The sequence below is a fragment of the Aerococcus urinaeequi genome (assembly GCF_001543205.1).
Classification (GTDB): Bacteria; Bacillota; Bacilli; order Lactobacillales; family Aerococcaceae; genus Aerococcus; species Aerococcus urinaeequi.
The window spans coordinates 527,578-551,975 of sequence record NZ_CP014162.1 but is presented as its reverse complement, the minus strand read 5'-3'; the positions used below and the strand labels follow the sequence as shown (position 1 = coordinate 551,975).

The window sequence follows — 24,398 nt, the reverse complement described above, 5'->3', positions numbered from 1 at the left end:
CGAAGAAGGGGCTGGTTGTCACAGTCCCTTTTTCTAAGTTAAGAAAGGAAAACTATGTTATTTGATACGCACACACATTTAAATGTAGATGATTTTAATGACGACCGCGATGAAACCATCACTCGGGCTAGACATGCTGGGGTAAAAGGCTTTGCCTTAGTAGGTTTTAACTACAATACCATTAACCGAGCCCAAGAAATGGTCAAGGAAAATGGGGACATGGTTGGAATTTACGGTTGGCATCCAACTGAAGCGGTGGATTACAATGCTGATGCTGAAAAATACCTATTATCTACTTTAGAAGATGACCGGGTAGTGGCGCTTGGGGAAACAGGCTTGGATTATTACTGGGATACTAGTCCCCGTGACGTACAAGAAAAAGTTTTCCGCCGTCAACTAGCGATTGCCCGCGAATTACAGTTGCCTATTGTCATCCATAACCGGGACGCGACGGCTGATTGTTACCGCATTTTAAAAGAAGAAAAAGTGGGCGACTTCGGTGGCATTATGCATTCCTTTGGTGAAACACCTGAATGGGTCGAGAAATTCCTAGATTTAGGCATGCATGTCTCTTTTTCTGGGGTATCGACCTTCAAAAAAACGGGGGAAGTGCGGGAAGCTGCGAAATTGGTGCCTGATGATAAGATTTTGATTGAGACAGATTCGCCGTATTTAGCGCCGGTACCAAAACGGGGCAAACGTAATGAATCAGCCTTTGTAGCCTATGTGGCAGAGACCTTGGCAACAACACGTGAAAGTTCAATTGCAGATTTTGAAGCGCAAACCTTCCAAAATGCTTTGGATGTATTCGCATTGGATTTTGATGGCCAACAATTGGTCAAAAGAAAGTAGATGCGTGATATGACAGCTGAAGACAAACAGGGAGAGATGGCGAAAGCTGAAAATCCATCTGCAAAACAAAAGAAACAGATTAAACAGGTGATTGTAGTTGAGGGCAAGTCAGATACCCAACGGTTGAACCGGCTCTACCAAGTCACAACTATTGAAACTAACGGGTCAGCAGTTGATGAACGTACCTTGCTTGAAATCAAGAAAGCTCATGAACTCCATGGGGTGATTGTCTTTACAGATCCAGATATCTCAGGCACTAAGATTCGTCAAGCGGTTGTGGATGCTGTACCTGGTGTTCAACATGCCTTTATTGAACGAGATGAAGCGAAACCAAGTCACAAGGGGAGTTTAGGGGTTGAGCATGCCTCTGATTCAGCGATTGAAAAAGCGTTGGTCAATGTTTACCAGTTGGCTGATCCAGCAGGAAACGCGGTTGAACCTATCGCACAAAAAGACTTGATTGCCTTGAGGTTGATTGGGACGCCGGATGCCAAAGACAGAAGAGAATACTTATCAAGCCAGCTACACTTGGGTTATGTCAACGGCAAACAGCTTGCGAAACGGTTAGCCCTTTTCCAGATATCATTAGACCAAGTGGCAGCAGTGCTTGAAAATTACCAAAAGAAATAGGTGAAAATTATGAATGAACCATTTAAATATATTGCAACGCCATCAAGAACGGGTGCTATCCTAAAGAAATTCAATTTAGATGCGAAAAAGTCTTTAGGACAAAACTTCCTGACTGAACCGCAAATCCTACAACATATGGTGGACGTGGCAGGGGTGGACAAGGATACCAATGCTATTGAAATCGGACCGGGGATTGGGGCTTTAACGGAGTTTTTAGCTATCAATGCTAAGGAAGTATTGGCTTTTGAAATTGACCAACGCTTGTTGCCAGTTTTAGCAGATACCCTAAGTGACTACGACAATGTAACAATCAAGCACCAAGATATCTTGGAGGCGGACTTGAACGCGACAATGGCGGCCTTCCCACCTGCTGAGCGGACGGTTGTAGTGGCTAACTTGCCATATTATATTACAACACCGATTATCTTCAATTTACTTGAAGCTAGCTTCCACTTCGACCAATTCATCTTGATGATGCAAAAAGAGGTAGCAGAACGATTGACAGCAGCCCCAGGAACAAAGGCTTACGGGTCATTATCAGTAGCTATTCAATACTACTGTGACGCGGAAATCGCCTTTACTGTACCGCGGACTGTTTTTAACCCACAACCTAACGTAGATTCGGCTATCTTGGCCTTAAACAAACTGGATAAACCAAGAATTACTGTTGAAAATGAAGCATTTTTCTTCCACTTAGTACGGTCAAGCTTCAAACAACGCCGTAAGACCATCTGGAATAACTTACGTGCTGCCTTTGGAAAAGAGGAAGTCGTGGTTGAAAAAATGTTAAAAGCCCTTGAAGTTGCAGGTATTGACCAAAAGCAACGAGCGGAAACTTTAACGATTGCAGATTTTGGACACTTGGCAGACGCCCTGTACAAAGAAGATTTGACCTTCCAAGATTAAGAACATTTGGCTAAAATTCTCACCTAATTTACCATTATAATTGTTGACAATAAAAGACAAAAATGGTATTTAAATATCTTGCATTTTATGGTATACTGTAAGGTAGAGAGGTGAGGGCATGCCAAATAATATTGCAACTATCAAAGCGGAACTTGAAGGAAAAATCGGTGAACGCGTCCATCTAACACAACAGATTGGTCGTAAACGCGTGATGAAACGCCAAGGGGTGCTAAGTGACACTTTCCCTGCTGTTTTCGTGGTTGAACTAGACCAAGAAGAAAACAAATTTGAACGCATCTGCTATAGCTATTCCGATGTGTTAACTGAATCAGTCGAAATTGAATTCGAATAAGCGATTGAAATGATATATATTATATACGACATTGAAAACCGTCAGTATCTAGCTTCATCTGTGAAGTGCTTGATATTGTGGTTTTTTTCTTTTTAATCCGTGATATTTTTGGTAAACTTATTAGTAATTATACGGAAAAAATATTGGACGGGAGGTTTGCTTATGATCGAGGGAGAAGTAGCACCGGCAAAGATCAACCTTGCTCAAGATATATTATTTCGTCGCTCAGACAATTATCATGAAGTGGCCATGGTGATGGCGTCAATCGATTTGTCAGATTACCTAACTTTTGAGCTGATTCCAGAAGACAAGATTATCGTGGAGACAAGTCGAGCCTTTTTGCCAGAAGATAACCGCAACCATGCCTATCAAGCGGCCCAACTCATGAAAAAAGTGGGCAATATCAAGACGGGCGTGCACATCTCAATTGAAAAGCGGATCCCTGTCGCAGCGGGGTTAGGCGGTGGGTCAACGGATGCAGCAGCAGTTTTTCGTAAACTCAACACCCTATGGGATATTAACTTACCCTTGAAAGACTTGCAGGCGTTGGCTAACCAGGTTGGATCAGATGTGGCTTATTCGATTGCGGGCGGCACGGCTTTGGTAGAAGGGCGAGGGGAAAAAATCCGCCAAATTCAACCAGCACCCAAATGTTGGATTATTCTTGCTAAACCAGCTATCTCAGTTTCAACGCGGAAAATTTTCAACCAACTAGATGTTGAACGGTTAAACTACGAACCCAATGCGCCGAAAGTACTGGCAGCCTTAGAGTCAGGGTCTTATGAAGACCTGATGGCAGCGATTGGCAATTCCTTGGAACCAGTAACCTTTAGCCAGCATCCTAAATTAGCCAGGCTGAAACAACAAATGCTCGATTTTGGTGCTGATGGGGTTACGATGTCTGGGTCAGGGCCAACAATCATCGGCTTTACCCAGGTTTACAGCCGTGGCCAACGGATTTATAATGCCTTACGCGGCTTTTGCCAGGAAGTTTATATGGTCCGGGTCATGCCTGAAATAAACGAAGCGTTCAAAGATAAATAAATTTTAAGGGAAGGGTCGAGCTAAAACTCGTCCTTTTTTACTTGCTTGCTTTTTGTAAGTATGCTATATTAGCTTTTGTCAAATCGTACCGGTTACGATTTAATGAAGAAGTATTCATATATATATAGATAGTAATCTTTAAAAGGAGAACATTGTGAATAAATTTAAACGATTAGTTAGGCTGTTAGCTTTATCAGCCATCGCCTTTTTGGCAGCATGTGGTAATGGGGCATCTACATCAAGTGATGATGATAGCTTACAGATTATAACGACTTTTTACCCAATGCAAGCTTTAACCAATGCAGTGGTTGGGGATAGTGCTGAGGTAACGGTTATGATGGAGAATGCGGATGCCCATGAATATGAGCCGAGTGCGCAAGATATTGCGACTTTAAATGAAGCAGATGTCTTTGTTTATAACAGTGAAGACATGGAAACCTTTGTACCAACTTTATTAGAATCGATTGATAACCCAGATTTAGTCATTATTGAAGCAGCTTCAGAAGTTGAATTGATCGATGGTGATGTGGAAACAGTCGGAGAAACGACTTCTGAAGAAGAGACTGAAGAACATTCTGAAGAAGAACATACAGATGAGGATACTGATGCTGAAACAGAGGAAGACCACGACCACGAGGGCCACAGTCACGAGACGGACCCACACACTTGGTTAGACCCTGTCAATGCGGTCACTGAAGCACAGACAATTACCAATGCATTAACGGAAGCAGATCCTGATAACGCTGAAACTTACCAAGAAAACGCGGGACAATTTGCCAGCGATATGATGGCCGTTCACGATGAGTACGCCAGCCTATTTGAATCAGCAGAAACTAAAACTTTCCTTACCCAACACGCAGCCTTTGGTTACCTAGCAAACCGCTACGGTCTACACCAAGCAGCAGTTACAGGTGTGACGGAGTCAGCTGAGCCATCGCCTAAACGTATTGCAGAAATCGTTTCTTATATGGAAGAAAACAATATTTCTGTCATCTACGGTCAAGCTGGTGGTGCTACTGAAATTGCGACCACTATCGCGTCAGAAGTGGGCGGTACAGTAGGTGAATTGCAGTCAATGGAGAGTGTTGACACTAGTCAATATCCAGCTGACGGCGACGGCTTTATCGCTATTATAAAAGCCAATCTTGAAAGTTTAGCCGAAGGCGTTCAATAAATAGTTTAACCATTAAGAAAAGGAGGGATACCATGCACTACATTGAGGTGAAAAATTTAGGCTTTTCATGGGATAACGAACCCGTATTAAACGACATTTCCTTTACCGTAGACCAGGGTGAATTTGTCATCCTCACCGGGGAAAATGGCGCCGCCAAATCAACTTTATTACGCAATATACTTGGCCTTTTATCACCTGATCAAGGGTCCGCTACAATTTCTAAAACCAATGACTCGGGTCAAAAATTACAAATCGGCTATGTGCCGCAAACTTTGAACAGCTTTAATGCTGGTTTTCCAAGTACAGTCTATGAATTTGTGGCTTCTGGTCGTTTCCAACAAGATCGTTGGTTTAAAAAACTAGATGACAACGACAAATTACATATCGAAAGAGCCTTAAAATCGGTCGGTATGGAAGAACAACGCAATAAAAAAATTGGGGACCTTTCTGGTGGACAGAAACAGCGAGTAGGTTTAGCGCGCGTCTTCGCGACTGATCCAGATTTATTCATTTTAGATGAGCCGACAACAGGGATGGATAAGAATTCCCGTGCGGCCTTTTATGACCTATTACGTCATAACACAGAAAAACATGGGAAAGCTATTTTGATGGTAACTCATGATGACAATATTATTGATGAATACTATGATAAACGTGTGCATTTAGTAAGAGAGGAGAATTCGCCGTGGAGATGTTTCAGTACGAGTTCATGGGGCGGGCATTCATAGCCGCGACCGCTATTTCATTTATTTCCCCGATCCTAGGTCTCCTATTAATCATGCGCAAGCAATCATTAATGGCGGATACCTTAGCCCATATTTCATTAGCCGGAGTGGCTTTCGGTTATTTACTAGGGGTTGAACCAACCATTACGACCATCTTGTTCGTAGCGGCAGCTGCCTTAATCTTAGAATACTTGCGGGTCGTCTATGCCCATTATTCAGATATATCGGTTGCCATGATGATGTCTGGTGGGATGGCTTTAGCCTTACTACTATTGAACCAAGTGGATTCAGCAGCCTCTATTAACGCCTACCTATTTGGTTCTATCGTGACCGTTTCGTCACTACAAGTCTATATCTTGGTTGGATTAGCGGTATTTATTGTAGCTGGCTACTTAATTTTTAAACGGCCTTTATACCTCGTTTCATTTGACGAAAACACCGCCTACACGGCAGGTTTGCCCGTTCGAATGATCTCAGTCATTTTTTCAATTATTACTGGGATGGCCATTGCCTTAATCATGCCAATTGCAGGGTCACTACTGGTATCTGCGATTATCGTTATGCCAGCAGCCATTGCGTTACGACTAGTGAAAAACTTTGATTCAGTCATTATCGTCGGTGTGATCATTGCCATGTTTGGGATGTTTGCTGGGCTGACAACGTCTTACTATTTAGACACACCACCAGGTGCAACAATTGTTGCCATCTTCGTTTTAATATTCATTATCGAAAGTGGTTTTCTTAAAATCACTAAAGGCTAATTACGAATGTTTAGGAAATGAGCTAGTTCTTTCGAGAATTAGCTCATTTTTATGTCATTTACAAAAAATAAACGAACATTATCATAAATTTTCCTTTCAAATTGACTAGATTCAATATATAATAAATATCAATATAAAAGAATTTGAAAGGTTGGACTATATGAAAATCAAACGTAGCCCGCGACTAGTGGACATGACACAATATTTATTATCACACCCACACAAGTTGGTGTCATTAACGTTTTTTGTGTCACGTTACGAATCAGCGAAATCATCCATTTCTGAAGATTTGACGATTTTAAAAGAACAATTTGAATTAAGTGGATTTGGAAGAATCGAAACTGTAGCTGGAGCTGCTGGTGGTGTCATCTATATTCCAACAATGTCAAAAGAAGACGCGATTGTTGAAGTGGAAAATCTAATTTACCAATTAGAAGCTGCAGATGACCGGATTCTACCAGGTGGATACTTCTATCTAACTGACTTGTTAAGTGACCCAGATCAGTTACGCAAAATAGGTAAAATCATTGCAAGTTATTATGCAGAATCAAAAGCAACAGCCATCATGACTATTGCAACAAAAGGTGTGCCAATCGCACAAATGGTTGCACTATATCTGAACATCCCATTCGTTATTGTGCGTCGTGACTCAAAAGTAACTGAAGGCTCAACAGTCTCCATCAACTATGCTACCAAAGGGACAACCCGCGTAGAAAAAATGGAATTAACAAAGTCTTCACTACCACAAGGTTCGCACGTGTTAGTCATTGATGACTTCTTGAACGGTGGTGGAACGATTACCGGAATGAATTCAATGTTGAAAGAATTTAACTCAACGTGTGCAGGGATTGCTGTATTATGTGAGTCTGATACACCAGACCGTGAGATTGACTTTGAATATGAGTCATTAATCAAAGTCCAAAAGGATCCATCATTTGCTAAAGGATTCGAATTGACTTTAGGCACAATGTTTAGAGATTAATAAAACTTTTAATTATTAGTAAAAACACTAGAGACGGTTAAGTTTCTAGTGTTTTTTTGTATTCTAGTTTAAGCGAATACCATCAGTGGTGATGGCAAAGTGGTAATGCTATTTGGTCCACAGGATGATGACCATCTACTTGAATAAAGTAGGTGTTTTTCTTGATTTTGAAGTAAAAGTTTTCAACTAGGTTTTACATCTTGAAAGTGATAGACTTAATAATTATAAGTGAAATATAAATTTTATTGATGGGAAGGGTAAGTATAAATGAAGGAACGACAGCAAAATTTTGAATTACTTAGAATCATCGCCATGTTTATGATAGTGATATCTCATGTGACTACTCATTATATTATGGCTGATGGCATTCCAATAACTGGAGCGAATGAGTTCCTACTCACGATACTCCGATCCTTAATTTATGTTTGTGTGAATGTCTATATTATTATTACAGGTTATTTTTCTATCTACTCAAAACAATTAAAATTACGAAAAATATTAAATGTAGCTTTACTACCTGGGTTTATTTCAGCCATCTTGGTTACAGTATTAATGGCTTTTGGTGCAATAGATTTCAACATTTGGCGAATTATCGGGAAACTTTTTGCAACCCTTCGTGGAGAATATTGGTTTATTTCCAATTACTTTGCTTTATATCTGTTTATACCATTTCTAAATAAAATCATTCATATGTTTAGTAAAAAAGAATATCAGCAATTCCTAACCTTATCCTTACTAGTTGGATCAGTTTGGCCATTTTTTGTGGTAAATCAAGAAATTATTTCTTTTAATTCAGGATTTTCTTTAATCTTTTTCTTTTTACTATATTTTATAGGCGCATATATTAGACTTTACGGTGCTTTTATTAAAGACTTTACGGCGAAACAGTATTTAATGTCTTATTTTGTATTAGGAATCATAACCGGAATTTTTCAATTTCTTATACCTACAACGGACTTCTTAAATTATAATGGGCCATTTGAACTATTAATGTCTTATTTTATATTTATGTATATCAAAAAAATAAAGGTGAAATCTCATCGAATCAACTATATTACCTCATATGTCTTGAGTATCTATCTTGTTCACGAGCAAGCAGAAATTCGTGAATTTATATGGGATCTACCAATTGTACATCAAATTATTCAATGGCCACCGGTTACTTTTATACCGGCAATTATTATGGTAGCGGCTATAGTTTTTATGATTTCTTGGATTGTAGGCTGGCTTCTGACTAATCTTTTCAACCGATTTGAAAAAGTCATATATGGTTTTATTGATCGTAAATTATCTTTGAAGGAAGTAAAAACTTCTTCAAAGGAAATTATTTAAAATTATTTTTAGCTACAAGAAAAAGCATCATCTCAATTTTTGAGGTGATGCTTTTTGATATTCTAGCATTTTATTTTAAAATATCTTGATAAATATCTAGATATTTTTGGTGAATGTCGTCCCATTGAAATTTTTTAGATTCACTTAATGCACGAGTTGAAATCGTTTGGTAATGATCACGAATAAAATCTACAGCTTCCGTGAATGCTTTGTTATCGTGACGGTCCACCGAAACACCTACCTCTTTATCAGTAAAGAAACCATCGAATCCTTCACCTTTAGTGTAAATAACAGGTAAAGATTGACTCATAGCCTCTACATAAACTAAGCCAAAGGTCTCAGGTGAGGAAATTAAAGCAAAGATATCCGCTTGGCGATAGAAATCCACTAGTTGGCTTTTATCCATTGGACCGTGATAAGTCACACCTGGTTTTTCAACAAGTTGGTCTAAAACAGCTTGATCCCAATTTGGACCAATGACATGTAGTTCAGCAGGTGCGACATGTTGATTGTAAGAAGCAACGTAGTCAGCTAAGTCCAGTAAATTTTTCCCTTTTTGAATTTTCGCTGTGGAAACAATTTTTAACGGACTATTGGTTGAGGCTGATCTGTGCTTATAAGCATTGTCATGCCAGTATTGGTCAATACCATTTGGAATGACTTGGGTCTTTGCTAATAATTCTGCTTTGATATTTTCTGGAATATATTTATTAAAGGTTTTTTCAAAAGTATTTTGTGAAATAAAGATTATCTGACTTGCATTTTGTAAAATTTTTATTCCCATTGGACGAACCCAAATGGCTTTTTTGAAAAAGTCCTCTACTTCATTGCTACGCACAGCAACAACATAAGGTGTACCATATTTTTTATGAATTTGATATGCCATATAGCCATTGGTGAATAATGAGTGTGCATGGATTAGATTATAATCACTAGTATTGTAACGACTTTCTAAATCACGAAATATCTTTCTTTGTTTATGGTAATAAAAATAGCGATTGAATTGATCGAAAACACGAACTGTTTGTGCATAAGGTGCGTTAGACGCAATCCTATCCTCCGGGTATTGTTTTGAAATAGGTACATAAACATCAATATCATGGCCATCCGCAATTTGACGGTCAAATAATTGTTGAAATAGGGGTGATGTCGAAAAATACGAACATGCATGTAAAATTTTCATGAATAAGCTCCTCAATTTGTTATGTACCTAGTATAGCAAAAACTTATTTAAAAATTTTTAAAAATTAGACTTTCAATCATATGATATAATTTATTTTAAAGCATTAGGGACAAGTGTTACAATGTTAGTACGTAAAAAATTAAAATAAACATACTCAGGAGGCTATTTAAATGAAAATTACTGTAGTGGGAGCAGGATATGTGGGATTAGCAAATGCTATTTTACTTGCACAACACAATGAAGTTGTTGCTCTAGAGGTCAATCCAACGATTGTGGACATGCTAAATAATAAGCAAGCACATATCGCTGACAAAGAAATTGAACATTACTTAGCAACAAAATCATTAAATTTACGTGCAACATCAGATAAAGATGATGCCTATAAAGACACCGATTTAGTTATCGTTGCCACACCAACAAACTATGATGAAGCAAGTAACTCATTTGATACTTCATCGGTAGAAAGTGTTATCGATGATGTACTGGCTCAAGCTACACAAGCTCCAATTGTGATTAAGTCAACTATTCCAGTTGGTTTTACTGAAGGATTGCGCAAAGAAAAAAATACCGATCGTATTATGTTCTCACCAGAATTTTTACGTGAAGGTCAAGCACTTTATGATAATTTAAATCCATCTCGTATTATCGTAGGTGACCATACTGAAAAAGCTCATAAATTTGCCGATTTATTGGCAGAAGGTGCCGAAAAAGAAGATATTGATATCTTATTTATGAATCCTACAGAAGCAGAAGCGGTGAAATTGTTTGCAAATACCTACCTAGCCATGCGTGTATCATTCTTTAATGAATTAGACACATATGCACAAATGAAAGGGCTAAATAGTCAATCGATTATTGACGGTATTTCATTAGACCCACGTATTGGTACCCACTACAATAATCCATCATTTGGTTATGGCGGCTATTGTCTACCAAAAGATACAAAACAATTGCGCGCTAACTTTGAAGGTGTACCAAATAATATTATTTCAGCAATCGTAGAAGCTAATAACACACGCAAGCAATTTATAGCAGATACAGTTGCAGAAAAATCACCTAAAACAGTAGGTATTTTCCGTTTAACAATGAAATCATCTTCAGATAACTTCCGTGAATCAGCAGTATTAGACATTATGAATCAATTATCTGAAAAAGGTATCGAGGTCATTGTGTATGAGCCAACTTGGAAAGAAGACGCTTATGATAATTATAGAGTGATTACTGATTTAAATGCTTTCAAACAAAATTCTGATATCATCATTACGAACCGGATGACAGAAGAATTGGCTGATGTGCCTGAAAAAGTATTTACACGAGATGTCTACAATAATAATTAAGGCATTATTCAGATAGGTAAATCAATGTATCTAGAATTTTTTCTAGATACATTCTTTTTTATGACGGTTATCGTATAAAATTTATAGTATAATAATCTAGATTATTAAAAACATGAGATAGATTAGTGAGGAGTATCAGATGCAAGAGGCGAAAGAAACAAAAAAATTACGCATTTTACATGTGATGAGTGGCTTCGGAGGGGGGATCTCCTCGTTTGTTTTGAATAAAGCCCAACAGATGCCAAAGTATGATGTTATTTTTGATGTAGCGACGTATGATGAATGTAGCGATGAATTTGAAAGGGCCATTCAAGCAACTGGTGGCCGCATTTATCGTCTTCAAAATCCAAAAAAAGAAGGCTATAAAGTATTCAAAGCATCCTTTTCAAAACCTTTTGAAGACAACGAATATGATTTGGTCCATTGTCATATTGAAGGCTATCGTGCGATTCCTTATTATCGAATTGCCAAAAAATATGGTATTAATCGTTTTTACATCCATGCCCATTTAGTAAATGACTATAAAATTCAAACATTAAGGGATAAGGCATTATATCGTTTTAATCAAGAATCAAATACCCGTCTCTCGACTGATGTTGTAGGATGTGGTCGATTAGCGATTAAGTCTGTATATGGACCGAATACTGACATGGATAACGCAATGGTCATTCCGAATTCTATTGATTTAACGGTATATACCCATAGTGATGCTGATTTTCAGCAAATGAAGATAGCTGGGCGACGCAAGTTTGGCATTAACGATCAAACTCTTTTGATTGGCCATGTAGGTCGTTTAATGCCAGTGAAAAACCACGAAAAGACTTTTGAAATTGCGCAATATATCCAAGAAAATCATATTGATGCAAAAATTTTTATTATTGGATCAGGTAATTTGGAAGAAGTTTTAAAAGACCGGGTAACAGAATTGAATTTAAACGAGATCATCACATTTACGGGGCGAATTAGCCCAATATCAGAATTTTACCCAGCATTGGATGTATTATTATTACCTTCTTTCACAGAGGGGTTACCTACAACAGTAGTTGAAGTTCAAGGGGCAGGCGTACCAACAGTTATGTCGAATACCATTACACCTGAAGTTAATTTAGGGTTAAATATGGTAGACACTTGTGGCTTAGATGATACAGCTAGTCAATGGTTTGAGAAATTAGCAAGAATGGCATCATTGGAAATACCAGATGCACAGATAAGATTACAGGCCTTGGAAGATAATAATTTTTCAAATGAAGGGTCAGCTAAATTATATGTAGATTTCTTTATGGGGAAAATAAATGATTACCAAATTTAGCATAATATACAAAACTTATCTGCTGGAAGGGGGGCGACTAAGTCTTGATAGCATATCTTACTATCCTAGTAGCAAGTGTATTTCTAGGTTCTAACTTAATCGCAATAACCCTACCAATCGGTCAAATTTCAATTTATCGAATTTTCTCACTATTAGTTATACCAACTGCTATATGTTTCTTGTTGAAAGACCGCCAATTATTCAAAATCCGGACAAATTCATTTGCAACAGGGATGGTTGGTGTTTATATTTTTTGGTGGATATGGGCATTTTGTTCCGTACTTTGGGCCTTAAGCATTGGATCTTGGATTCAAGCAATGGTGTTACTAACGCTAGGTGTATCAAGTATCATAGGTATCTTTCTATGGACAAAAAATTATTTACAGTGGCGAAAACTCATAAAAGTAGTTTGGGTGATGTTGACTTTTCTCAGCCTTTGGGGGTTATTTGAAATTACGACAAATATTTATTTCCTAGCAGATTTAGGGAAACTAGATAAATATTCTACCTTTATTTCAGAACCGTGGACACGGATTCCAATTACATACTTAGCGAATCAGAATGATTATGCGACGATGCTGCTCGCAGCTTTGCCAGTAAACCTCATTTTGATGAATACCACCAAGAACAATTTAAAAAAATTACTGACATTAGGTTGTTTATTATTATCTACACTTTTAATTTTTCAATCGGGTTCACGAATGAGTTTTTTAATGGCTATTGCTTTCTATGCCATTTATGCCCTATTGGGTGTAAGTTGGGATTTTACACGCAAACAAGTCATGAATACGAGTGCAATCATTCTGATTTCAGTACTCGTATTATTCGCTTTAGTTCCACCATTTAGAAGTTTAATCACTGATCTGATTTATATTTTACCAAGACCGGTAATTTCTGGAGATGTTGGACGAATGAATATGTGGCGAAATGGGCTAGTTTATCTTGGAAAAACATTTGGATTAGGTGTAGGCGCAGGAAACATTGAGGCTTGGATGGAATTATTCGGCCCCTTACCGACAAATAATATCTTTAATATGCATAATTGGTGGTTAGAAATCTTAGTTGGCTATGGTGCGATTGTTTTTATTGCATATGTATTAGGCTATGCTTTGATGATTTATCGATTATTTGATTTGAAGAGAGCGGTCAATAAAACTCAGCAAAAGGTAATGAATGCTTTAATTACTTTCTTACTCGTATTTATTGGTGCAAGTATTACGAGTGCCAATAATATGTTAATTGAATGGCATTGGGTTTTCTTTGGCCTAATTGTTGCATATATCGGTATTATGGAAGTGCAAGTTTATGGAAAGAAAATGAGGGTAAAATAAATGAGTCTGTTAACAATCATCGCTGAACTATGGCGATTCATTAAAAATAATATAATTAAAAATATTATCGGTGCAGTAATCATAATGGGATTAACGATAGGCGCACGTCTGTTGCTTACACAATACATTGAAAATACTGCAGTAGGTATGGCTACTGCAGAAACATCTGCTAATACAGAGTTATCCCCTGAAGAGATTGAAGCTTCATATGAACACTTATCTGTTGTTTATGAACAAGAACCTGCGGAATTCTCCTTCGTAGGTGTTAACCCTGAAGGTATGATTTTGGGCAACTCTTTCATACTTGATGAATTCTTATCAAGACCAGATATTGTTGCTAAAATTGAAGAATCTTCAGGAGTAGATATCACAAAGACTTTAGAAGCCCAAGAGAATGTTGGCTTAGAAAAGTCTCGCGACTTCCGTGGTGGTCTAGCATCAGTGCGAAATACTTCTACAGATGAAATAACTTTGCGTGTATTACTTGGACAAACTGCAGAGGAAAATTTGGCAGTTGCTGAAGCAATCTACCAATTTGTTGCAGATGGTAACGTACCTTTCTTTGAAAATTATGACATCACATTCTTATCAGCACCAGATATCGGTGAAGATTTAATTGTCGAGGAAAACATTATGATTCCAACTAAAGATACCTTGTCTGGATTACAACCACAAGAAAGTGGTAATTCATTAATTATTTATACTATCTTGGGTGGCGTATTGGGCTTTATCTTATCTACAGTCATCCTGTTTATATTGCATTTTTTCAGTAAGAAAATCACCTATGCTTATGACTATTCTTGGGATTTTGAAGATTACCATTGGTTAGTAAGTGATGATAAAGTGAATATGAAAGATTTAAATAATAGGTTAATGATTCCTAGCAATAAAACACGTATCGCCTTAGCACAGCCAACAGAAAATGGTGTAATTAATACTTTCTCTACACAACAATTGTCGGTGGTAGATCAACTAAACATAGAAGATGAGACACCAGAAGAAATTATTATCTTTATTGAGTCAGGCAAGACGGATAAAGATTGGTTCCAAGATCAATTTGAATTAAGCAAATTGTATGAGTCACGTGTGAAAATTATTCACTTTAAATAGGAGGAACACGGATGACATTCGAAGCTAATTTAATTTCAATAGTAACGCCTGTTTATAACGCTGAACGATTTATTGCTGAAACGATTAAAAGTGTTCAAGCGCAAGAATATACCAATTGGGAATTATTATTGGTTAATGACCAGTCAACAGATAATAGTCAATTTATCATTGAAGAATTTGCAATAGAAGATAATCGGATTAAAGTGATTAATCTAGCCGAAAATTCTGGGGCAGCAGTTGCTCGCAATACGGGTATCGCTGCAAGTAAGGGCCAATACATCGCCTTTGTTGACTCAGATGATGCCTGGGACAGTGATAAATTAATTCGTCAAATTGCTTTCATGCAAAAGGGCGGTATTGCCTTCTCGTACACTGACTTTCGATTAGTGGATGAACAGGGAAATGTTTTAAAAGAAAAAGCTAACGTACCTTTATCATTAGATTATACTGGCTTACTAAAAAATACAGCTATTGCTTGTTCAACGGTGATGATTGACCGGGAACAAATTGGTGATTTTAGAATGCCACTAGTACGCAAAGGGCAAGATACTGCAACATGGTTACAGATTATGCGAGAAACCGGGATTAAAGCTTACGGTATTACCTTACCACTGAATTCCTACAGACAAGTTGCAGGATCAATCTCTAGTGATAGAATTGGTGCACTGAAACGTACTTGGAATACCTATTACAATCTTGAAAAATTACCCTTACCTAAAGCAAGTTACTACTTTGCATCATATGTTATGAATGCAATTTTAAGAAGACTATAATAATATTGTAAGTGGCTAACCTAGCCACTTACATTATCTGGTCTCGTAGCTCAGGGGATAGAGCACTCGTTTCCTAAACGAGGTGTCGGAAGTTCGAATCTTCTCGGGACCGTTACAATTAAATAAGAGATGATAGATTTTAAAATGCGAGGAAAAAATGAAAACACTAAAGAATATAATCAATGTAGCCTTTTCCAATATCATTGGATTTGGAACAAGTTTTATTGTTGGCTTTATTTTACCAACAATTTTGACCGTAGCTGACTATGGTAATTATCGACAATATACACTGTATCTTAGCTTTACCTACCTTTTCCATTTAGGCTTTGCGGATGGGATTTATATAAAATACGGTGGTGCAGATCCTAGCTCGCTAGATCCTGAAACGATTCAAAATGAGCATAATTTTGCGAATGTATTCCAACTGGTGATGTTGATCTTGATGTTAGCTGTAACAATAGTCACTAAAAATCCAGTACTAATATTATTTTCAATTGTGACATTTTTCAATAACGTGACAACTTATCATGGGAATTTCTTCCAAGCTACAGGTCAGTTTAGTCTCTTTACCAAAGGGTCAATTTTTAGAAGTGTTTCCTATATAGTGATGCTCTTGATTGGTATTTTAGTTATTCAATCAGATAATTATGTGTTTTATATTGTACTAAATGTTATTTCTTACGTTTTAATGTACATCTACTTTGAATATAATTTTATTAAGCGGTCTGGATTTAATCCAAAATTTACCGTAGCGGATAAGCTCCCAATATTTAAAGTTGGATTCCTTATCTTGTTAGCAAATATGTCACTGACATTTGTTGGGAATATTGGTAACTGGGTAGTCAATTGGAATTTCCCTAAAGAACAATTTGCTTATTATTCATTCCAGAGTTCAGTGTTGAATGTAATTATTTTAATTGTTAATGCCGTTGCATTAGTTTTCTATAATATGATTTCTAAAACAGATAACCCTAAAGTCGCTAAGGTTATTAAGCGATTAACACTACTATTAGGTATTTTTGGGGGATTAGGGTTCTTTGTATTTAAATTCATAATTGAAATGTTTATCAGTAAATATACATCGTCAATTGAACTACTATCGATTACCTTTGTGGCTATTCCTTATATTATGATTTCCAAGATTTTAATTTCTAATCTATATAAAGCAAAAAGAAGTGAACGCAAATATATCCGTGATTCTATCGCTTATGCTGTTCTATCCTTCATCTTTGTTTACCTAGCTTACTTCCTTACACATTCGATGGTAGGTATCGCGTGGGCAACAACGGCATGCTATTTCTTATGGTATATGTATACTTCTCGCGTAGAGTTTCAAACTTTGAAAAGTGATGCTAGTGAATGGGGGCTAATTATCAGTCATGTTGTAGTCTTTTATCTAACAGCTAACTTTATGAATATTTATATGGGGTTCATTGTTTATGCGGTGTACTTAGCTATTATTCTAGTGGTTAAGCGAGTAGAGTTACAAGATATCTTCCAACAAATTATAAAAATGGATGAAGAATAACAATTTCCAAACCACACAAGTCTAAGAGAAGGCTGTGTGGTTTTTGATTGATTTCTTCAGATAAAATTAAGTTGTATAAAGCTCTAAACAACATATTATTTGTTATAATGATGCTATATATATATATATACGAAGGAGATTGAACATGAGTATTTATCAAGAGCTAGTAAATAAAGAAACAAGCCTTTCCATTATTGGTTTAGGCTATGTAGGTATGCCTATTGGGATTGCTTTTGCTAAAAAAATTAAAACGATTGGTTATGATTATAATAAAGAAAAAATTGACCTATATTTAAAAGGCCAAGATCCAACCAAAGAAGTTGGCGATCAAGCAATCAAAGAAACAAGTCTTCAATTCACTAACAACCCTGAGGATTTAAAGAATGCTAAGTTCCATATTGTTGCAGTGCCAACGCCTATCAACCATGATAAGACACCGAACTTGCATCCAGTAACTTCAGCTACAAAAACACTAGGTCAAAACTTGACTAGGGGCTCATATGTTATTTATGAATCAACTGTTTATCCTGGAGTCACAGAAGATGTTTGTATTCCAATTCTTGAAGAAGAATCTGGATTAAAACATGGTCTAGATTTCCAGGTAGGCTATTCACCTGAACGAATCAATCCAGGAGACAAGGTAAATACGTTAGAAAATATCGTAAAAATAGTCTCAGCAGCAAATTATGATGCTGTAGATGAAATTGCTAAAGTATATGAGTTGGTAATTAAAGCTGGCATTCATAAAGCACCAAGTATCAAGGTTGCTGAAGCGGCTAAAGTAGTGGAAAATAGTCAACGAGATATCAATATTGCTTTCATGAATGAACTTGCTTTAGTGTTTGATCGCATGGGTATTGATTCCAAAGATGTTGTAGATGCTATGAATACTAAGTGGAATGCCTTAGGTTTTACACCAGGTTTAGTTGGTGGGCATTGTATTGGCGTAGATCCTTATTATTTTATTTATGAAGCGGAAAATTTAGGTTATCATAGCCAAATTGTTGCTTCGGGCCGTAAAATTAATGATGACATGGGTCGTTATATTGCAGATAAAGTTCTAAAGAAATTAGTCATCGCTGGGAAAAATCCGAAAGAGTCAAATGTTGTCATTCTTGGACTAACATTTAAAGAACATACACCAGACACACGAAATTCCAAAGTAGATGATATTATTACTCGTTTACGAGAATATAATATGGAACCAACTGTGGTAGACTCGTGGGCAAATCCAGCAGATGCTAAAAAAGAATACAATGTTGATTTAACTGAGTTATCTGATGTGAGAGATGCAGACTGTATTATTTTAGCAGTGGGACATGACGAATTTAAAACTTTATCACTAAACGAATTTGATGCACTTTACAAATCGGATATACCAAACGATGAAAAAATTATGATTGACGTGAAGAGTGTATTAGATAAACAAGCCTTTATAGACAATGGCTACACCTATTGGAGACTATAATAGCTGGTTACAAAAAAACTAACAAAACGCTTGGGGAAATTAACTATATTCCTCAAGCGTTTATTATTTTTGATATAATGAGTAAAAGAAATTAAAGGGGTTTAAGTTCTGTGTTAACAATAGTTGTGCCTTGCCATAATGAAGAAAAAAGTATTCCACTATTTTTTGAAGCGGTCGAAGCTCAAAAAGACAAAATGGATGCTGTATTCGAATATATTTTTGTCAACGATGGGTCAAAAGATCAAACATTTAATGTTATAAAAGACTTAGCCCGTACCTATAGTCACGTCCATTATATTCATTTTTCGCGAAATTTCGGTAAAGAGGCGGCGATGTTTGCGGGTTTAAAAAAAGCTAAAGGTGATTTTGTGTCTGTTATGGATGCAGATTTACAGGACCCACCAGAGCTTCTGCCACAAATGTTTAATATGTTACAGATGAACTCAGACTTAGACTGCGTGGGGACGAGACGTGTTGATAGAGACGGGGAATCTGTTACTCGATCAATATTTGCAAAAACTTTTTATAAATTAATGGACAAAATTTCAGATGCCCAATTAGTGGATGGCGCGCGTGATTATCGTATGATGCGACGCCAAATGGTAGATGCTATTCTGACATTAACGGAGTATAATCGGTTTTCAAAAGGTTTGTTCACTTGGGTAGGATTTAACACAGAGTATTTAACCTTTCATAATCGCGAACGCGTAGCAGGTAAAACATCTTGGTCTTTTAAGCAACTATTCCATTATTCAATCGAAGGGATTATTGACTTTTCTGATTTACCTTTATCTATTGCGACCTATTTAGGAACAATTTCTTGTATTATAGCCATCTTGTCGATTATTGTGATTATATTACGGACACTTATTTTTGGTGACCCAACACAAGGTTGGCCGTCATTGGCTTCCATTATTTTACTATTAGGTGGAATCCAACTTCTATGTATTGGAATTATTGGCAAGTATGTTGGGAAAATCTATTTAGAAACTAAGAATAGGCCTTTATATATTATTAAAGATACAGATATAAATGACCAACAATCACACCAAGAGCATGAAGAAGAATAGAGATTGTGTATGAAGAAAATTGTCCATCAGTTTATCAAATTTGGTGTTGTAGGAATCATTGCCTCAATCATTGATTTCGGTTTGTTAGCAATTTTTACAGAATTCCTAGGTATTCATTATCTGGTTTCTGCAGCTATCTCTTTTATTGTGGCAACTATTTTTAATTACATTGCTTCAATGAAATTTGTATTTGAGAGTCGATATGAAAAAGAGCGGAAGCATCAAGAGTTGTTTATTTTTGTCATCCTATCCTTAGTAGGATTGGGATTAAATCAAGTATTGATGTGGTTCTTTGTCGAAATAACAGTTCTGCACTACATTATTGCAAAAGTTTTAGCTACGGTTCTAGTTATGGCTTGGAACTTTATTTCACGGAAGATATGGTTAGAAAAATAGGTTATTTTGACTAAGTAATCTTTATGTATCCAAACCCATTATGACAGGAAAAGAAAAACTAAAAAAGCTACCGATGGACTAAGGTAATTTAGTCGACCGGTAGCTTTTTTGTAATCCATATTAGTTATTTGCTTCTTCTAAGTTTTCTACTTGATCTTCTAGTGATTTAATGCGGGACTCCATATCATGGATTTGAAGATTGATTTCTTCAGACCTATCGATCGTTGGCGCCACATCTGCATTCGGGTTCATTATCATTATCAACCAAATTAAAAGGAAAATAATGGCCACGGCAAGGGTGATATATAGCCAGTTTAATTTTGGTGAACCTTTATCTAGGTATTCAAGGGTTTCGTCAACTTTTTTTCGGTCCATGTTCTTTAAACGATTATATAGTTCATTTAGATCGTTTTCATTATTTTTGGGATTAAGCGGCATAAGTAACCTCCTTTAACTTGTTTATAACAGTAATGACGGTTAGAAAATTAGAAAGCCCATTCGCCTTGTCTGAAGATAGGAAATACATTACCATCGGCATCGATACCATCGATATCCATCTCAGCTGATCCAATCATGAAGTCAACGTGAACATGGCTACGGTTAACGCCTGCTGCCTGTAATTCTTCTTCTGACATGTCAGTTCCGCCTTTAACGTTAGTTGGGTAAGCAGCACCGATTGCCAAGTGGTTTGAAGCATTCTCATCAAATAGGGTATTGTAGAATGTTAGGTTACTTTGAGAAATTGGTGATTTATGTGGCACTAGGGCAACTTCACCTAAACCTTGCGCACCATCATTGTTGAAGACTAAATCTTTCATGATTTGCTCACCTTTATCAGCTGTAACGTCTACAATTTTACCGTCTGCAAAAGTTACTTTGATGCCTTCAATTGTAGAACCCGCGTAAGATAGTGGTTTTGTTGAAGTCACATAACCATCCATCACGTTTGTATCTGGTGCTGTGAAGACTTCTTCCGTTGGCATATTAGCAATAAATGGTGAACCATCAGGGTTAAAGCTTTGAGCAGATACCCAGATGTGACCTTCAGGTAAACCTAATGTTAAATCTGTACCAGGTGCAGTGTAATGTAATTTTTTGAATTGTTTATCGTTTAATTTTTGTGCTTTTTCGTCTAACAAGTCACGGTGTTTGTTCCAAGCTTCTACTGGATCAGCTTCGTATACGCGACTAGCTTTGAAGATGGCATCCCATAATGCGTCTGTTGCTGCTTGTTTATCTTCAGCTAATTCAGGGAAAACGTGCTTCGCCCAGCCGTAGTCAGCAGCTGCTGCAACTGTCCATTTAACTTGATCGTTCATTGTCGCAGTACGGACAACTTTTAATTTTTGACCATGGTTGGTTTGAACAGTGTCAATTTTACTTGCATCAATACCGCTTAGTAAATCTGGGTCACCAGATACGATTGAAAGGCGTGACACTTTTTGGTTTAAGATTAAATCTTCTTGGCGGGCTACAGTATAGTCAGCAACTTCCGCTAAATCTTCTGTCGCTTGGTACTCGTAGTTTAAGCGGGTAGTGTAGTCATCTTTCCAAGTAAAGTGTACACGGCGAGCGCCATTTTCATAAGCGTGTTTCGCTAAGAAGTGGGCCAGGGGTGCTTGGTCGATGGCAATGTAAATCATAACATTGTCGCCTTTTTGTACGTTAATCCCTTTTTCGATTAATAGGTTTGCATATTTGTCTAATAATTGGTCAAAATTCTCCATGTAAATATTGTCCTCCTAAGATTGCTTTTATTGATGTTGTTGGTAGCTATCTACACATTGCTGGGCAAGTTGTTCAATTAGAGGGATATCCTCATCTTCAGGATACAACTCAATCTTTACAGCTTCACCAGCTTGGATAGCACCGGTTTGTTTGAATTGTTCGGTAAAATCATCAACAGATTTACAGAATTCTTCGTAATCATATTCGCCTGAACCTAAGGTCGCGAAAATCTTACCTGTTAAATCAACGTCCGACAATTCTTCGTATAGGTCTACAATTTCATCTGGTAAGTCTGCAGCAGCACCGTATGTATAGGTCACGACAACGCAGATATCCTCTTCTAGAAAATCGGTCGCATACACAGATTGGCATTCCACCATACGTGCATCTATGCCCAAATTAACTAAGGATTTGGTCATAATATTTGCTATTTCTTCATCGTTTCCAGTTAAAGAAGCAAAGGTAACTAGTGCCTTTGGCAATATGGTTCGCTCCTTTCAATTATAATTTTCATTTCTTATTAAATTATAGCAAAAAAAGCACTCTTTGACGACATAGAGTGCTTTCATTCGTTAGATATTCACTTTATCAAGCTAAACGGTAAGTATCGATATTTTCAAAAGCTTCTTGTGTTTCTTTTGGTAGTTGCATTTTCAGATAGTTGATAATGATTTCAAATAAGACACGTGCATCATTGAAGCGGTTTTCTACAATCAACCGTACTAAGTCACCGAGGTACATCATGAAAGGATACATATCCAAAATGAAATCTTTTGGTTCATCCGTATGGTATTTCTCAAGAATAGCTGTCATTACAGTATGTGAACACTCTAAAGCTTCATTAACTAGGTAGTCATGCTTACCAATATCCAAAATTGTTTTTAACAACGCTTCACTAGTTGTAAAGAAGTCATCAAAATTTTTGTGTTCATATGCATTCTGTACCGCTAGTACTTTCTCATCTAAAATATTCTTGTAGTTTTCACCTTTAACCTTTTGTTTAATCATTTGATCCAACATCCGGTAACTGATAATTAATTCATAGCGTAAACGGTGGGCTACGAAGTCAACTTTCGGCACATTATCTCCGACGAAGAATCCGCGATACGGAATCATATCTACAAAGCCTTCATCTGCTAAGGTACTTAAAGCAGCACGAATAGGGCTTCGACTGATATCTAAATCTTCAGAAATAAAGGCTTCAACAATATGAAAACCGGATTTCCAGTTTTCACTAAGTATTTGATCTTTAATATGTAAGTAGGCAACTTGTTCTAATTTTTGCGTTTTTCCCATGCCATTCACCTCGCTCAGGTCATTGGTAGATACGTTTCATATTTGGCTTTTAAAAATATGCAATAACGTTTTATTACTTTCTTAATCATACCAGTTTAGTCAAGAAAAAGCCAAAGATTATCATTAAAAGTTATAAAAAATAAAACGGTTACAATTGGTAAAGGCTGTCGGATTCGTTTTATTTCGCTGGCTTTTAAGGTATAATAAAGCAGAATATACAGGAAGGACGAGAGTGAATGATAACATTAAAATCTGCCCGTGAAATAGAAGGCATGAAAAAAGCAGGGGCTTTATTAGCAAGTATCCATGAACAATTGCGTCCAATGATGGTACCAGGCGTTACCACAATGGAAATTGAAGCCTTTTTTGATAAAAAAATTACTGAAGCAGGCGCTATCCGTGAACAAGTTGGCTTTGAAGGCTATGAGTATGTGACATGTGTATCCATTAATGATGAAATTTGTCACGGCTTCCCAGCACCTAACCGTGCTTTAAAAGATGGCGATATCGTCAGTGTCGATACCGTCTTATCATTAGACGGCTATTTTGCTGATTCTTGCTGGACATACGGTATTGGCCAAGTGGATGAAGAGGGTCAACGACTAATGGACGTAACGAAGAAAGCCTTAGAATTAGGGATTGAGCAAGCACGTGTTGGTAACCGTATTGGAGATATCGGTGCGGCAATTCAAACATATGTTGAAAGCCAAGGTTTTTCAGTTGTGCGTGAGTTCGTGGGTCACGGTATTCAACCAACTATGCACGAAGGACCATCTGTACCGCATTTTGGTGTAGCTGGAAAAGGACAACGTTTACGTGCTGGCATGACGATTACTATTGAACCAATGGTCAACACCGGTAAATGGCAATCACAAATGGACGCTAACGGTTGGACTGCCCGCACAATTGACGGCGGACGTTCAGCGCAGTACGAGCATACCTTAGCCATCACTGAAGATGGTCCAATTATTTTAACGCAACAAAAAGATTAATTACCATAACGGAACCATTAAGGGCGGTCATGCAAACTTAATGGTTTTTTCACATAAATAATTATTAAGATTATTTAAATTGAAATGAAGTTAAATTTCATTATGCTATAATGTAAATT

The 24,398-nt window shown here is 37.1% G+C and carries 25 protein-coding genes and 1 tRNA gene; 21 read left to right on the top strand and 5 right to left on the bottom strand.

All coding sequences use genetic code 11. From position 1 onward, the window contains the following. Nucleotides 1-54: 54 nt before the first annotated feature. The 10 genes from AWM74_RS09535 to AWM74_RS02450 all read left to right on the top strand — a co-directional run bounded on the left by AWM74_RS09535 (nt 55) and on the right by AWM74_RS02450 (nt 8,758). Entirely contained in the window at nt 55-852 is a 798-nt protein-coding gene (locus AWM74_RS09535) for a TatD family hydrolase (protein WP_026466507.1), read from the top strand. Continuing rightward, entirely contained in the window at nt 853-1,482 is a 630-nt protein-coding gene (gene rnmV, locus AWM74_RS09530) for a ribonuclease M5 (RefSeq protein ID WP_034258324.1), read from the top strand. It abuts the gene before it with no gap. 9 nt (nt 1,483-1,491) lie between these two features. Beyond that, nucleotides 1,492-2,388 carry a 16S rRNA (adenine(1518)-N(6)/adenine(1519)-N(6))-dimethyltransferase RsmA gene (rsmA, locus tag AWM74_RS02485; RefSeq protein ID WP_026466505.1) on the top strand — a complete coding sequence of 299 codons (897 nt, stop codon included), beginning with the start codon at nt 1,492-1,494 and terminating at the stop codon, nt 2,386-2,388. 118 nt (nt 2,389-2,506) lie between these two features. Continuing rightward, nucleotides 2,507-2,740, top strand: coding sequence for a Veg family protein (locus tag AWM74_RS02480; RefSeq protein WP_003143068.1), 234 nt, complete (start codon nt 2,507-2,509; stop codon nt 2,738-2,740). 162 nt (nt 2,741-2,902) lie between these two features. Then, a complete protein-coding gene (gene ispE / locus AWM74_RS02475; protein WP_026466504.1) occupies nt 2,903-3,784 on the top strand; it encodes a 4-(cytidine 5'-diphospho)-2-C-methyl-D-erythritol kinase in 882 nt (293 codons plus the stop codon). 154 nt (nt 3,785-3,938) lie between these two features. Beyond that, a complete protein-coding gene (locus AWM74_RS02470; protein WP_026466503.1) occupies nt 3,939-4,958 on the top strand; it encodes a metal ABC transporter solute-binding protein, Zn/Mn family in 1,020 nt (339 codons plus the stop codon). A gap of 32 nt (nt 4,959-4,990) precedes the next feature. Further along, the gene (locus AWM74_RS02465; protein WP_026466502.1) at nt 4,991-5,686 is read left to right on the top strand and encodes a metal ABC transporter ATP-binding protein; all 696 of its coding nucleotides are present in this window, start codon (nt 4,991-4,993) and stop codon (nt 5,684-5,686) included. Beyond that, a complete protein-coding gene (locus AWM74_RS02460) occupies nt 5,644-6,444 on the top strand; it encodes a metal ABC transporter permease (RefSeq protein ID WP_026466501.1) in 801 nt (266 codons plus the stop codon). The genes AWM74_RS02465 and AWM74_RS02460 overlap by 43 nt, the downstream gene beginning before the upstream one ends. A 160-nt stretch (nt 6,445-6,604) precedes the next feature. After that, nucleotides 6,605-7,426, top strand: coding sequence for a pur operon repressor (purR, locus tag AWM74_RS02455; protein ID WP_034258321.1), 822 nt, complete (start codon nt 6,605-6,607; stop codon nt 7,424-7,426). 267 nt (nt 7,427-7,693) lie between these two features. Beyond that, entirely contained in the window at nt 7,694-8,758 is a 1,065-nt protein-coding gene (locus tag AWM74_RS02450; RefSeq protein WP_051218297.1) for an acyltransferase, read from the top strand. Nucleotides 8,759-8,828: 70 nt separating this feature from the next. Here AWM74_RS02450 and AWM74_RS02445 read toward each other — a convergent pair whose 3' ends face one another. After that, entirely contained in the window at nt 8,829-9,941 is a 1,113-nt protein-coding gene (locus AWM74_RS02445) for a glycosyltransferase family 4 protein (RefSeq protein ID WP_026466500.1), read from the bottom strand. Between the two features lie 170 nt (nt 9,942-10,111). Between AWM74_RS02445 and AWM74_RS02440 the strand changes: the two genes are divergently transcribed. From AWM74_RS02440 to AWM74_RS02395, 10 genes are all read left to right on the top strand, one after another. Continuing rightward, nucleotides 10,112-11,278, top strand: coding sequence for a nucleotide sugar dehydrogenase (locus tag AWM74_RS02440; protein WP_026466499.1), 1,167 nt, complete (start codon nt 10,112-10,114; stop codon nt 11,276-11,278). Nucleotides 11,279-11,417: 139 nt separating this feature from the next. After that, nucleotides 11,418-12,587: a glycosyltransferase gene (locus AWM74_RS02435; protein WP_026466498.1), complete on the top strand. Its 1,170-nt coding sequence runs from the start codon at nt 11,418-11,420 to the stop codon at nt 12,585-12,587. A 44-nt stretch (nt 12,588-12,631) separates the two neighbouring features. Then, entirely contained in the window at nt 12,632-13,918 is a 1,287-nt protein-coding gene (locus tag AWM74_RS02430; RefSeq protein ID WP_026466497.1) for an O-antigen ligase family protein, read from the top strand. Further along, nucleotides 13,919-15,028, top strand: coding sequence for a hypothetical protein (locus AWM74_RS02425; RefSeq protein ID WP_026466496.1), 1,110 nt, complete (start codon nt 13,919-13,921; stop codon nt 15,026-15,028). An 11-nt stretch (nt 15,029-15,039) separates the two neighbouring features. Further along, a complete protein-coding gene (locus tag AWM74_RS02420; RefSeq protein WP_026466495.1) occupies nt 15,040-15,801 on the top strand; it encodes a glycosyltransferase family 2 protein in 762 nt (253 codons plus the stop codon). A 39-nt stretch (nt 15,802-15,840) separates the two neighbouring features. Next, nucleotides 15,841-15,913 (top strand) — tRNA-Arg (locus AWM74_RS02415). 45 nt (nt 15,914-15,958) lie between these two features. Beyond that, nucleotides 15,959-17,329, top strand: a complete 1,371-nt coding sequence (locus AWM74_RS02410) for an MATE family efflux transporter (RefSeq protein WP_026466494.1) — start codon at nt 15,959-15,961, stop codon at nt 17,327-17,329. 145 nt (nt 17,330-17,474) lie between these two features. Then, nucleotides 17,475-18,797: a nucleotide sugar dehydrogenase gene (locus AWM74_RS02405; RefSeq protein ID WP_026466493.1), complete on the top strand. Its 1,323-nt coding sequence runs from the start codon at nt 17,475-17,477 to the stop codon at nt 18,795-18,797. A 110-nt stretch (nt 18,798-18,907) separates the two neighbouring features. Beyond that, complete coding sequence (locus AWM74_RS02400; protein ID WP_026466492.1) at nt 18,908-19,867, top strand: glycosyltransferase family 2 protein; 960 nt, start codon at nt 18,908-18,910, stop codon at nt 19,865-19,867. Nucleotides 19,868-19,876: 9 nt separating this feature from the next. Next, nucleotides 19,877-20,263 carry a GtrA family protein gene (locus tag AWM74_RS02395; protein WP_026466491.1) on the top strand — a complete coding sequence of 129 codons (387 nt, stop codon included), beginning with the start codon at nt 19,877-19,879 and terminating at the stop codon, nt 20,261-20,263. Nucleotides 20,264-20,383: 120 nt separating this feature from the next. Here the strand turns inward: AWM74_RS02395 and AWM74_RS02390 are convergent, their stop codons facing one another. From AWM74_RS02390 to AWM74_RS02375, 4 genes are all read right to left on the bottom strand, one after another. After that, a complete protein-coding gene (locus AWM74_RS02390) occupies nt 20,384-20,701 on the bottom strand; it encodes a hypothetical protein (RefSeq protein ID WP_016896415.1) in 318 nt (105 codons plus the stop codon). Between the two features lie 47 nt (nt 20,702-20,748). After that, nucleotides 20,749-21,996, bottom strand: coding sequence for an aminopeptidase (locus tag AWM74_RS02385; RefSeq protein ID WP_026466490.1), 1,248 nt, complete (start codon nt 21,994-21,996; stop codon nt 20,749-20,751). A gap of 21 nt (nt 21,997-22,017) precedes the next feature. Further along, entirely contained in the window at nt 22,018-22,473 is a 456-nt protein-coding gene (locus AWM74_RS02380) for a flavodoxin (RefSeq protein ID WP_026466489.1), read from the bottom strand. A gap of 106 nt (nt 22,474-22,579) precedes the next feature. Continuing rightward, the gene (locus tag AWM74_RS02375) at nt 22,580-23,287 is read right to left on the bottom strand and encodes a GntR family transcriptional regulator (protein ID WP_026466488.1); all 708 of its coding nucleotides are present in this window, start codon (nt 23,285-23,287) and stop codon (nt 22,580-22,582) included. Between the two features lie 236 nt (nt 23,288-23,523). Between AWM74_RS02375 and map the strand changes: the two genes are divergently transcribed. After that, nucleotides 23,524-24,279, top strand: a complete 756-nt coding sequence (gene map / locus AWM74_RS02370; RefSeq protein WP_026466487.1) for a type I methionyl aminopeptidase — start codon at nt 23,524-23,526, stop codon at nt 24,277-24,279. Nucleotides 24,280-24,398: the final 119 nt, after the last annotated feature.